This window comes from Aeromonas sp. FDAARGOS 1408 (assembly GCF_019048665.1).
In the GTDB taxonomy this organism is placed as follows: domain Bacteria; phylum Pseudomonadota; class Gammaproteobacteria; order Enterobacterales; family Aeromonadaceae; genus Aeromonas; species Aeromonas dhakensis.
The window spans coordinates 4022501-4034664 of record NZ_CP077394.1; the positions used below are offsets into that span (position 1 = coordinate 4022501).

Below are 12164 nucleotides of genomic sequence, written 5' to 3' on the forward strand. Positions count from 1 at the left end.
AACTGCGCACTTTGTCCCAGTCGGTAAACTCGAGGTCCTTGCTGGTATCCGTGCTGCCGCCGGTGATCTTCATGATCAGCTGGATGATGCGGGTCTGCCACCAGTTATAGCGGGAGTACTGCAGCGCACCGGCAAACACCCCCAGGGTTTTTGGCTTCCAGGGGGAGAGGCGCAAAAACTTCTTCATGTAGGCATTGGTCTGCGGGGTCTGCTTCTCGGGCTTGCGGGCCGTCAGGTTGACACAGAAGAAGGCGGCGTTGGCCACTTCCAGCTGTTCGTGATGAGCATGGATGAAACTGAACAGGCTGGGGTGGAAGTTGCCATAGCGAATGGAAGCGCCGATAAGCACCTTCTTGAACTTGCTGAGGTTGCACATGGGCAGGCTGTGCAGATCCTGCATCACCACCTCGCATCCCTCGATCTCAGCCAGCATGGCATCGACGATTTTTCGCGTTTGCCCGTCACGGGAAGAATAAAGCACCAGAATCTTGTCCATACCAACCTCAACTACGCCAGAATGCAGGGGTAAACAGTACCAGAAGCGTAAAGATTTCCAATCGACCAAACAACATGGCGACCACCAGTATCCATTGGGCCGTTGCCGAGATATTGCCAAAGTTGGCCGACACCTCACCCAGCCCCGGCCCCACGTTGGTAAACGCGGCCGCCACGGCGGAGAAAGCGGTCACCTCGTTCAAGCCGGTCATCAGCAACAACAGCATAAAGATGAAGAACAGGATGATGTAGGTGGCAAAGTAGCCCCACACCGCTTCCACGATCCGCTCTGGTACGGCGCGACGGCCCAGCTTGAGGGTATAGATGGCGCGTGGATGCACCAGTCGCTTCAGCTCGCGCATCCCCTGCAGGAACAGGATCATGAAACGCATCACCTTGATGCCGCCACCGGTACTGCCGGCGCAGCAGCCGATGAAGGCGGAGAACATCAGCAGCATGGGCAGGAAAGAGGGCCAATCCGCATAACTGGTGGTGCTGTAACCGGTAGTCGTGCCCAGCGACACCGCCTGGAACAAGCCGTGGTTGAGCGCATCCTGCCAGGTGTCGTAATGACCGTGGAACAACAGGGAGACGAAGCAGATCAGCACCAGTACACACTGGATGCTCAGGAACACCTTGAGCTCGGAGTCCCGTAGATAACTGCTCAGTCGCACCGGCTTGTGGGCGAACACCATGAAGTGCAGAGCAAAGTTGACGCTAGCCAGCAGCAGAAACAGCACTGTGATCAGGTTGATGGCCGGGCTGTTGAAGAAACCTATGCTGGCATCGTGAGTCGAGAAGCCCCCCACAGACATGGTGGAGAAGGAGTGACAGATGGCATCGAACAGGGTCATGCCCGCCATCCAGTACGCCAGGGCGCAGAGGGAGGTGAGCAGCAGATAGATGAACCAGAGCGCCTTGGCCGTCTCGGCGATACGCGGGGTGACCTTGTTGTCCTTGACCGGCCCCGGAATTTCGGCGCGATAGAGCTGCATGCCCCCGATACCGAGCAGCGGCAGTATGGCTACCGCCAGCACAATGATCCCCATGCCCCCCAGCCACTGCAGCAGCTGGCGATAGAACAGAAACGCCTTGGGCAGGTTGTCCAGCCCGGTAAGCACGGTCGCCCCCGTGGTGGTCAGGCCGGAAAACGACTCGAAGAAGGCCTCGGACACCGTCATGCCGGGCACCTCCCCCAGCAGGAACGGCAAGGCCCCGACGCTGCCCAGTACCACCCAGAACAGCACGACGATGAGGAAGCCCTCTTTGGACCTGAGGTCCTTCTTCTGATGACGGTTGGGAAACCAGAGTGCGGCGCCGAGCAGCAGGGCGATGAAGAAGGAGTTGACGAACTCGGCACCACCACCATCACGATAGCCAAATGCAACCATCGCGGGCAGCAGCATGGTCGAACTGAACAGTGCGACCAGCAGGCCAACGATACGAATGATGCTCAGAATCTGCATTCCGGCTCCCTCTTCAGACCAAAAGAGCGATGGATTCTAGCCATCTAAGGGACGAAGGGATACCCGACCTTGGGTTCGGTCGGTCAATTCCTGTGCGATACGGGCCCAGAGCGCGGACTCCCACGCCACCTGCAGGGTGACGCTGGCGCCATAGTCGGCCGTCAGCAACTGGCCCTGATAAGCCTGGATCAGGGCCTCTACGGCCCCCATGTCGACATAGTCGCACTGGATGAGAGAGGTGGTCTGTTGGCGCTTGATGCGGGTCTCGAGCTGCTTGAGTGCCGCCCCCACGCCACCTCCGTAGGCCTTGACCAGACCGCCGGTGCCTAGCAGCACGCCACCGTAATAGCGCACCACCACGGCGGCGATCTCGCCGAGACCCGCCCCCATCAGCTGGGCCAGCATGGGTTTGCCGGCAGTGCCAGAGGGCTCACCATCATCGCTGAAGCCATAGACCTGACTGTCCTGCGGGGCGCCTGCGACAAAGGCCCAGCAGTGATGCCGGGCCCCGGGGTGTTGTTGTTTTATCTCGCCAATCCAGGCCTTGGCGGCCTCGATGGTCGGCGTGTGGGCAAGATAAGTGATGAAACGGCTCTTCTTGATCTCTTCACTCACCTCCAGCGGTGCGGCCGGTATGGAATAGTCCGCCGCCATCAGAGCCCTGCTTGTCTGGTCAGGTTCTCCACCCCGTTGGCATGCAGCACCACGTTGTCTTCGATGCGGATGCCGCCATAGGGGCGCAGCGCCTCGACCTTGTTCCAGTTGACCCGCTTGCCCTGCTCACCCTGACGCAACGGCTCCAGCAGGCTGTCGATGAAGTAGAGGCCCGGCTCTATGGTGAACACCTGGCCCACCTCCATCACCCGGGTGCAGCGCAGATAGGGGAACTGTTCGGGAGCCGACAGGTGGGTGCCGCGCTCATCCTGCATGAAGCCGCCGGCATCGTGTACCTGCAGGCCGAGGAAGTGGCCGAGGCCGTGGGGGAAGAAGACGTTGGTCACCCCGGTGTGGATCATCTCGTCCACCGACATGTCCACCAGCTCGGTGGCTTGCAGCAGGCGCGCCAGCCTGTGATGCATCTGCAGATGCAGCTCGCTGTAACGGCGGCCCGGCTTAATCTCCTCGATGATCTCCTGCTGCTGGGCATCCAGCGCCGCGATCAGATCGGCAAACTCGCCGCGCCGCCAGGCCCAGGTCCGGGTGATGTCGGAGGCATAGCCGTGCACGTCCACGCCGGCGTCGATCAGGAAGGAATAGCGCTCCGCATCGGGTACCCGCTGAGTGGAGAGGTGGGTGTAGTGCAGGATGGCCGCATTGCGGTTGATGGCGACGATATTGCCGTAGGGCGCCTCATTGGCCCCCTGCCCGACCGCCTTCATGTAGGCCAGGTTGATCTCGAACTCGCTCGCCCCCGCCATGAAGGAGTCCTTGGCCGCAATGTGGCCGCGTACCCCGATGCGGTTGGCATCGCGCAGGCATTCCAGCTCGTAGGCCGTCTTGTAGGCACGATGATAATGTAGATAGTTGAGCACCGCCTCCGGATTGGGCTGGCCCAGCCCCAGCAGTTCGGCCACCTCCAGGTGGCCGCCCAGATAGGCCCACTCCTGCTTGTTGGCCGGCAGGTGATCAGCAACCTGCTCCGGTCGAGTCAGGAAGCGGATATCGAAGAAGTCGACCCAGAAGGCGTTGGGCAGGTCCGCTACCTTGTGCCAGAAATCCACCGGCCGGTAGAACAGCAGCACCGGTTTGTTCACCCCGTCCACCAGCAACCAGCAGTGGGGATTGTCCAGCACCGGCAACCAGGCCTTGAACTGGGGGTTCACCTTGAAGGGGTAATCCTGATCATCGAGGAAGATGCGGTGAGTCTGGCCGGAGTGGATGGCCAGACCGCCCAGTCCCTGCTGTTGCAGTATGTCGCGGGTGCGCTGCTGCAAGGTGTCGAGGTGCTGGGCAAAAAGTTGGCTGTAGCTGCTCATGGCGTCCTGCTCCGGGAGAAATGTGGTTTCAGCATAACATCAAGCGAATCAAGGCTCGAACCGTCAAGCTATCGCTTCGTGAGGTAACGCATACGTTACAAGGCTTTTGTTATGAAACAAAAACCAACCATTAACAAATAAAAAACAATTCAATACACTGCCGGTAGATACATGCAGTCAGGGACTACTCATGCACAACCTTTGCCTGTGGCAACCGGATCAGGAGCGGATGCAGCAATCCAACCTCCAGCACTTCATGGCCGAGGTCAACCGCTTCCACGGCCTGCAGCTGCACAGCTACGCCCAGCTCTACCAGTGGTCGGTGGAGAAGACAACCCGTTTCTGGCCGCTGGTGTGGCAGCACTGCGGCGTCAAGGGCGAGCTCGGCAACATAGTGGCGGAGAACCGCCAGGAGATGCAGCGCACCCGCTGGTTCCCGGACAGCCGGCTCAACTTCGCCGAAAACCTGCTGCGCCGCCAGGATGACACGCCGGCCATCATCTCCCGCATTGAAGGGAACCCCAGCCAGACCCTGAGCTGGCGCGAACTGGCGGATCAGGTCGCAAGGCTGGCCCAGTGGTTGCGCAGCCAGGGCATCGGCCGGGGCGATGTGGTGGCAGCCTATCTGCCCAATATTCCGGAAACCGTGGTGGCCATGCTGGCGACCACCAGCCTGGGGGCGATCTGGACCTCCACCAGCCCAGATTTTGGCGAAGCCAGCGTGGTGGAGCGCTTCGGCCAGACCCGGCCGCGAGTGCTGTTTGCGGTGGATGGCTATCGCTACAACGGCAAGGCCATCGACATTCAAGACAAGGTGGCGGGGGTCGTCGGCCAGATCGACAGCATAGAGCAGACGGTCATGATCCCCCTGCTCGGCCACTCCCTGCAGCTGGGTCACGACTGGCGTCAGATCCTGGCCGGCCAGCCGGATGCCAGCCTGCAGTTCGAGCCCATGGCCTTCAACGACCCGCTCTACATCCTCTATTCGTCCGGCACCACCGGCAAACCCAAGTGCATCGTGCACGGGATTGGCGGCACCCTGCTGCAACACCTGAAAGAGCACCAGCTGCACTGCGACATCAAGCCGGGGGAGCGTATCTTCTACTTCACCACCTGCGGCTGGATGATGTGGAACTGGCTGGTGAGCGCGCTCGCCTCCGGCGCCACCCTGGTGCTCTACGACGGCTCCCCCTTCTACCCGGACGGCAATGTGCTGTGGGATCTCGCCCGCGACGAAGAAGTCGCCCTCTTCGGCACCTCGGCCAAATACCTGGATGCGCTGCACAAGCAGGGTTATGCCCCTATCAAGACCCACGACTTGCCACACCTGCGGCTCATCTGCAGCACCGGCTCCGTGCTCTCTCCCGAAGGGTTCGACTACGTCTATCAGCAGATCAAGCAGGATGTGCAGCTCAGCTCCATCTCAGGTGGCACCGACATCTGCTCCTGCTTCGTCATCGGCAACCCGCTCAGCCCCGTCTACCGCGGCGAGAGTCAGGGACGCGGCCTCGGTCTCGCGGTGCAGGTATTCAACGAAGCGGGCCTGCCGGTACAGGGTGAAAAGGGCGAGCTGGTCTGCACCAAGCCGTTCCCGGCCCAGCCCATCGGCTTCTGGGGGGACGACAGCGGCGACAAGTACCACGCCGCCTATTTCGAGCGGTTCGACAACATCTGGTGCCACGGCGACTGGATCGAGTTGACCCCGACCGGCGGCATTCTGTTCTACGGTCGCTCCGACGCCACCCTCAACCCGGGCGGCGTGCGCATCGGCACCAGCGAGATTTACCGCTACGTCGAGCAACTGGAGGAAGTAGAAGAGAGCATCGTCATCGGCCAGCAGTGGCAGCAAGACGAGCGGGTTGTGCTGTTCGTCAAGCTCAAGCCTGGTCTCAAGCTGGACGAGCCGCTGCGCGAGCGCATCCGCCAGCAGGTGCGCCAGCACTGCACCGCCCGCCACGTGCCGGCCCGCATCCTGCAGGTGGACGCCATTCCGCGCACCAAGTCCGGCAAGATAGTGGAGCTGGCGGTGCGGGAAGTGGTGCACAACAGGCCCGTCAACAACACCCACGCTCTCGCCGATCCCGAGGTGCTGAGCCAGTATCGCGACCGGCCAGAGCTGGCCAGCTGAGGCCACACAAGGTTAATAAAGGCGTCATCAGACGCCTTTATTTTGATTGTTAATCTGAGGCGAGCTTTTACTCGAGATCTGTTAAACGAATGTTTTAAATAGGTGTTGAAATTGTCTTCTTTTGGATCAATAGTGAGCCTCGCCCCCTGCTGGGGATAAAGGAGCACCACCCCCCACCATGTGGGAACAAGGAGACACTCTCATGATCTACCAAGGCGAAACCCTGACGGTCAGCTACCTCGAAGACGGCATTGCCGAGCTGAGGTTCGATGCTCCGGGTTCAGTCAACAAGCTGGATCGCGCTACCCTGCTCTCCCTGAGCGAAGCGATCGCCGCATTACAACAAGAACGTGAACTAAAAGGTCTGATCCTCACCTCCGGCAAAGACGCCTTCATCGTCGGCGCCGACATCACCGAATTCCTGGAACTGTTCGATCTGCCGCAGGAAGATCTGCTCGGCTGGCTGAAAAAGGCCAACGACATCTTCAACGCCATCGAAGATCTGCCGGTGCCGACCCTCAGCGCCATCAAGGGCCACGCCCTGGGCGGCGGCTGCGAGACCATTCTCTCCACCGACTTCCGGCTGGCCGACACCACGGCCAAGATCGGCCTGCCCGAGACCAAGCTCGGCATCATGCCCGGCTTTGGCGGCACCGTCCGTCTGCCGCGAGTGATCGGCGCCGACAACGCGCTGGAGTGGATCACCACCGGCAAGGATTACCGTGCCGATGACGCTCTCAAAGTGGGTGCCATCGATGCCGTGGTCGCCCCGGATGCGCTGCAGGGCGCCGCCGTGCAGATGATCAAGGACGCGATCAAGGGCAAGCTGGACTGGCAGAGCCGCCGCGCCACCAAGAAGGCCCCGTTGCGTCTCTCCAAACTGGAAGCCATGATGAGCTTCACCACCGCCGCCGGCATGGTTGCCGCCGTGGCGGGCAAACACTATCCGGCACCCATGGCCGCCGTGAAGACGGTGGAAGCCGCCGCCGGCATGGGTCGGGACGAAGCGCTGGTCGCCGAAGCCGCCACCTTCATCAAGCTGGCGAAAACCGATGTCGCCAAGGCGCTGGTCGGCATCTTCCTCAACGATCAGCACGTCAAGGCGCTGGCCAAGAAGGCCGCCAAGCAGGCGAACAAGGCCACCGGCCATGCCGCCGTGCTGGGTGCCGGCATCATGGGGGGCGGCATCGCCTACCAGTCCGCCAGCAAGGGCATCCCGGCGGTGATGAAGGACATCAACGAGAAGGCGTTGGCACTTGGCATGGGCGAAGCCACCAAGCTGCTCAACGGCCAGCTCGAGCGCGGTCGCATCGATGGCATCAAGATGGGCCAGGTGCTCTCCGCCATCACCCCGACCCTCAGCTATGACAACGTCAAGCATGTGGACGTGGTGGTCGAGGCCGTGGTCGAGAACCCGAAAGTGAAGGCGGCCGTGCTGAGTGAAGTGGAAGGCGTGATCGGCGAAGACGCCGTGCTCGCCAGCAACACCTCCACCATCCCCATCTCCCTGCTGGCCAAGAGCCTGAAGCGTCCCGAGAATTTCTGCGGCATGCACTTCTTCAACCCGGTGCACCGCATGCCGCTGGTGGAGATCATCCGCGGCGAGCAAACCTCGGACGACACCATCAACCGCGTGGTGGCCTACGCCGCCGCCATGGGCAAGTCCCCGGTGGTGGTCAACGACTGCCCTGGCTTCTTCGTCAACCGCGTGCTGTTCCCCTACTTCTTCGGCTTCAACAAGCTGGTCGCCGATGGCGCCGACTTCGCCGCCGTCGACAAGGTGATGGAGAAGGAGTTCGGCTGGCCCATGGGCCCCGCCTACCTGCTGGACGTGGTCGGCATCGACACCGGCCACCATGCCGGTGATGTGATGGCACAGGGCTTCCCGGCGCGCATGAGCAAGGAAGGCCGTACCGCCATCGACGTGATGTACGAGGCGAGCCGCTTCGGTCAGAAGAACGGCAAGGGCTTCTACGCCTACGAGGCTGACAAGAAGGGCAAACCGAAGAAGGTGGCCGATGTCGCCAGCTACGAGCTGCTGGCCCCGATTGCCAAGCCGAAACAGGATTTCGACAAGGACGCCATCATCGCCCGCATGATGATCCCGATGATCAACGAGGTGGTGCTCTGTCTGGAAGAGGGCATAGTCGCCACCCCAGCCGAAGCCGACATCGCGCTGGTTTACGGTCTGGGCTTCCCTCCCTTCCGCGGCGGCGTGTTCCGCTATCTGGACACTATCGGTCTGGATCGCTATATCGCCATGGCCGACCAGTATGCCGACCTTGGCCCGCTCTACCGCGTCAGCGACAAGCTGCGTGAGATGGCCGCCCAGGGCAAAACCTTCTACTGATTGCGGAAAGGAGATCCATTCATGAAAGACGTAGTCATTGTCGACTGTATCCGGACCCCGATGGGCCGGTCCAAGGGCGGCGCCTTCCGCAACGTGCGTGCAGAAGACTTGTCCGCGCACCTGATGAAATCCATCCTGCTGCGCAACCCCAACCTCGACCCGAACGAGATCGAGGACATCTACTGGGGCTGCGTGCAGCAGACCCTGGAGCAGGGCTTCAACATCGCCCGCAACGCCGCCCTGCTGGCCGGCATCCCGAAACAGGTGGGGGCAGTCACCGTCAACCGCCTGTGCGGCTCCTCCATGCAGGCGCTGCACGACGCCTCCCGCGCCATCCAGGTGGGTGATGGGGATATCTTCATCATCGGCGGCGTCGAGCACATGGGTCACGTGCCCATGAGCCACGGGGTGGACTTCCACCCCGGCATGGCCAAGTCGGTGGCCAAAGCCTCCGGCATGATGGGGCTGACCGCCGAGATGCTCGGCAAGCTGCACGGCATCAGCCGTCAGCAGCAGGACGAGTTTGCCGCCCGCTCCCATCGCCGCGCTCACGCCGCCACCGTGGAAGGGCGTTTTGCCAAGGAGATCGTCGGGCTGGAAGGCCATGACGCCAACGGCGCCCGCTTCTTCTACGACTACGACGAGGTGATCCGCCCCGAGACCACGGTCGACACCCTGAGCCAGCTGCGCCCGGTGTTCGACCCGGTCAACGGCACCGTCACCGCCGGCACCTCTTCGGCCCTGTCCGATGGCGCCGCCGCCATGCTGGTGATGAGTGCGGATCGCGCCAAGGCGCTCGGCCTCACCCCGCGCGCCAAGGTACGTGCCATGGCCATCGCCGGTTGCGACGCCGCCATCATGGGTTACGGCCCGGTGCCGGCCACCCAGAAGGCGCTCAAGCGGGCCGGTCTGACCGTCGGTGACATCGATCTGTTCGAGTTGAACGAGGCGTTTGCCGCCCAGTCCCTGCCCTGCGTGAAGGATCTGGGTCTGCAAGACCTGGTGGACGAGAAGGTGAACCTGAACGGCGGCGCCATCGCCCTGGGTCACCCGCTCGGCTGCTCCGGCGCCCGCATCTCCACCACCCTGATCAATCTGATGGAGGAGAAGGACGCGACCCTGGGCGTGGCCACCATGTGCATCGGCCTGGGTCAGGGCATCGCCACCGTGTTCGAGCGAGTGTAACTGTATCTCCCGGACCGGTACGCCGGTCCGGGAAGTGCCCCGCCAGGGGCTGAATTTTACAATATGGGCCCGCTTCTGCTTCTCGGCGAGGCGGCCCGTATCGCAGGTTTTGGGGCCGGTCAGACTGCCCCGCCATCGAGTCTGTGGAGTGCGCCACACGGGGTGCACTTCTGTCGTCAGCATCTGCGTCTTGGCCGGCCCGTTTGGGTCGGCCTTTTTTATTTGCACGGCAGGATATGGGAGGATATTGCCCATAACCTCACATTAGATGGGGGGCTTGCTTGCTTTTTGCTCCCCCGACAGGTTCAATCTGCACAAAAAAATGGGTGGATGCACATACATATGTCAACGAGCAAACAACTGCTGATCGTCGACGACGACCAAGAGATCCGCGAGCTGCTCAATGAATACCTGACCAGGGCTGGCTTCGAGGTATTGACCGCAGCGGAGGGCAACGAGATGCGCCAGCAGCTCGCCCAGCACAGCCCGGACCTCATCATTCTCGATATCATGATGCCTGGCGACGACGGTTTTACCCTCTGCCAGCAGATCCGTCGCGACTCTCAGGTCCCTATCATCATGCTGACCGCCGCCTCCGACGAGGCTGACCGGGTGATCGGGCTGGAACTCGGTGCCGACGACTACATCGCCAAGCCGTTCAGCCCGCGCGAACTACAGGCCCGCATCAAGGCGCTGCTGCGCCGCGCCGAATTTCGCCAACCGGAGAAAGAGAAGGAGCCGAGCCGTCGGCTGCGCTTCGCCGAGTGGACCCTGGATACCCTGAGCCACCAGCTGACTCACGAGGATGGCAGCCTGCTGGATCTCTCCGGCAGCGATGCCATGCTGCTCGGCATGTTCCTGCAGCAGCCCGGCGTGGTGCTGGACCGGGATACCATCTCGGACGCCACTCGCGGTCGCGAGAGCCTGCCGATGGAGCGCGGCATCGACGTGCAGATCAGCCGCTTGCGCCAGAAGCTGGGTGACAACGGCAAGAGCCCGCGCATCATCAAGACCATTCGCGGCAGCGGCTACATGCTGATCGCCGAGGTGCACGAGATCCCATGAGAGCCAGCAAGGTAGCGACGGCATGCTGCTCGACACAAGGCGAGAGATCCCATGAATAGCAGGTGGTTCTGGCGGGTTCTGGTACCCCGCTCCCTGCTGTCGCGGATGCTGCTGCTGTTGCTGCTGGCGATCCTGCTCTCCCAGACCATCCTCACCGGCATCTGGATGCAGCAGATCCAGAAGCGGGAGCTGGAGGGCATGCTCAGCACCACCCGCAACCTGGCGCTGTCGGCCGCCTCCACCGTCAACTTCTTCAAATCCTTGCCGCTGCAGTATCGCCACATCGCGCTGGACCAGCTGCGCAACATGGGCGGCAGCCGCTTCTTCGTCTCCCTGAACGAAGAGGAGATCCACATCAGCGCCATCCCCGACAGCGAGCGCAAGACGCTGGTGCTCAAGGAGGTGCAGGGGGTGCTGACCCGCAAGCTCTCCGACGCCATGGCGATCAAGGTGGACTTCTCGCGGCCAGAGGATCTGCACGTCTTCAACAACGACACCCTGCTGGCGGATCTGCCCTCCTCCTGGGCCCGCTACACCCTGTCGCTGGAGCCGCTCAATCCGCCGGTACTGGTGACCCAGATCGAGATAGAGCCGGGGGAGTGGCTCTATCTGGCGGCCTTGCTCCCGGCCCCCTACATGACGCTGGATGACACCGTCATGCCCAGCAACCAGGTGCGCTTCATCGCCCTGATGACGGTGTTCCTCTGCTTCTTCACCTTCCTGCTGGTGCGCTGGCAGACCCGGCCGCTGCGCCGGCTGGCCAAGGCGGCAGTCAACCTCGGCAAGGACATCGACCAGCCCTCGCTCAAGGAAGAGGGAGCCTCCGAGATAGTGGCGGCCACCCGCGCCTTCAACATCATGCAGCACCGTATCCGCCGCTATATCGACGATAGAGAGCGGTTGTTCAGCTCCATTTCCCACGACCTCAAGACCCCCATCACCCGACTGCGGCTGCGGGTCGAGCTGCTCGACGACGAGCAGCAGATCGCCAAGTTCAACAAGGATCTGGACGAGCTGGAGCTGATGGTGAAGGGGGCGCTGCAGACGGTGAAGGACACCGACATCCACGAGAACATCGAGCAGCTCGACATCGACGCCATGCTGGAACAGATGGCGGAGGCCATGAACCTGCACGACGAGCGGCTGACCATCGAGGGCCACTGCAAGCAGCCCTACCGCGGCAAACCGCTGGCCCTCAAGCGCTGCATCGGCAATCTGGTGGACAACGGCATCAAGTACGGCCAGAAAGTGCGCATCATCATCATGGACGACGAGGAGATGCTGATCCTGTTCATCATGGACGAGGGGCCCGGCCTGCCGGAAGATCAGTTCGAACGTATCTTCGAGCCCTACTACCGGCTCAGCACGGATCTGGCCGGCACAGGCCTGGGTCTGGGCATTGCCCGCAACATAGCCCACGCCCACGGCGGCGACCTGGTGCTGGAAAATCGTCCGCAGGGCGGCCTGCAGGCCACCCTCTCCCTACCAAGGCAGTAACC

The 12164-nt window shown here is 62.1% G+C and carries 9 protein-coding genes (1 of these 9 cut by a window edge); 5 read left to right on the plus strand and 4 right to left on the minus strand.

What is annotated here, in order from left to right:
* The 4 genes in view from hemG to pepQ are tightly spaced (at most 36 nt apart) and all read right to left on the minus strand, a layout consistent with a single transcriptional unit that may run on beyond the window.
* A protein-coding gene (gene hemG, locus I6L38_RS18625) for a menaquinone-dependent protoporphyrinogen IX dehydrogenase (protein ID WP_005307448.1) crosses the window boundary here: on the minus strand, nucleotides 1–496 show its 5' portion. 29 nt of this gene lie to the left of the window's left edge; 496 of the gene's 525 nt are visible here — the first part of the coding sequence; its start codon is at nucleotides 494–496; its stop codon lies beyond the left edge, outside the window.
* A 7-nt stretch (nucleotides 497–503) separates the two neighbouring features.
* The gene (locus I6L38_RS18630; protein ID WP_010635534.1) at nucleotides 504–1961 is read right to left on the minus strand and encodes a TrkH family potassium uptake protein; all 1458 of its coding nucleotides are present in this window, start codon (nucleotides 1959–1961) and stop codon (nucleotides 504–506) included.
* 36 nt (nucleotides 1962–1997) lie between these two features.
* Nucleotides 1998–2615 carry a YigZ family protein gene (locus I6L38_RS18635; RefSeq protein WP_054543823.1) on the minus strand — a complete coding sequence of 206 codons (618 nt, stop codon included), beginning with the start codon at nucleotides 2613–2615 and terminating at the stop codon, nucleotides 1998–2000.
* Nucleotides 2615–3937 carry a Xaa-Pro dipeptidase gene (gene pepQ / locus I6L38_RS18640; protein WP_099359086.1) on the minus strand — a complete coding sequence of 441 codons (1323 nt, stop codon included), beginning with the start codon at nucleotides 3935–3937 and terminating at the stop codon, nucleotides 2615–2617. The genes I6L38_RS18635 and pepQ overlap by 1 nt, the downstream gene beginning before the upstream one ends.
* Nucleotides 3938–4127: 190 nt before the next feature.
* On the opposite strand from pepQ, the gene I6L38_RS18645 reads away from it, so the two are divergent.
* The 5 genes from I6L38_RS18645 (at nucleotide 4128) to I6L38_RS18665 (ending at nucleotide 12162) form a co-directional block, all read left to right on the plus strand.
* Nucleotides 4128–6065 carry an acetoacetate--CoA ligase gene (locus tag I6L38_RS18645; RefSeq protein ID WP_208201406.1) on the plus strand — a complete coding sequence of 646 codons (1938 nt, stop codon included), beginning with the start codon at nucleotides 4128–4130 and terminating at the stop codon, nucleotides 6063–6065.
* 202 nt (nucleotides 6066–6267) lie between these two features.
* On the plus strand, nucleotides 6268–8415 hold the full coding sequence (fadB, locus tag I6L38_RS18650) for a fatty acid oxidation complex subunit alpha FadB (RefSeq protein WP_201882980.1): 2148 nt from the start codon (nucleotides 6268–6270) through the stop codon (nucleotides 8413–8415).
* Entirely contained in the window at nucleotides 8416–9600 is a 1185-nt protein-coding gene (gene fadA, locus I6L38_RS18655; protein ID WP_201877711.1) for an acetyl-CoA C-acyltransferase FadA, read from the plus strand.
* 342 nt (nucleotides 9601–9942) lie between these two features.
* Nucleotides 9943–10665, plus strand: a complete 723-nt coding sequence (locus I6L38_RS18660) for a response regulator (RefSeq protein WP_010635539.1) — start codon at nucleotides 9943–9945, stop codon at nucleotides 10663–10665.
* Between the two features lie 51 nt (nucleotides 10666–10716).
* On the plus strand, nucleotides 10717–12162 hold the full coding sequence (locus I6L38_RS18665) for an ATP-binding protein (protein WP_005307426.1): 1446 nt from the start codon (nucleotides 10717–10719) through the stop codon (nucleotides 12160–12162).
* The last annotated feature ends 2 nt before the right edge of the window (nucleotides 12163–12164 follow it).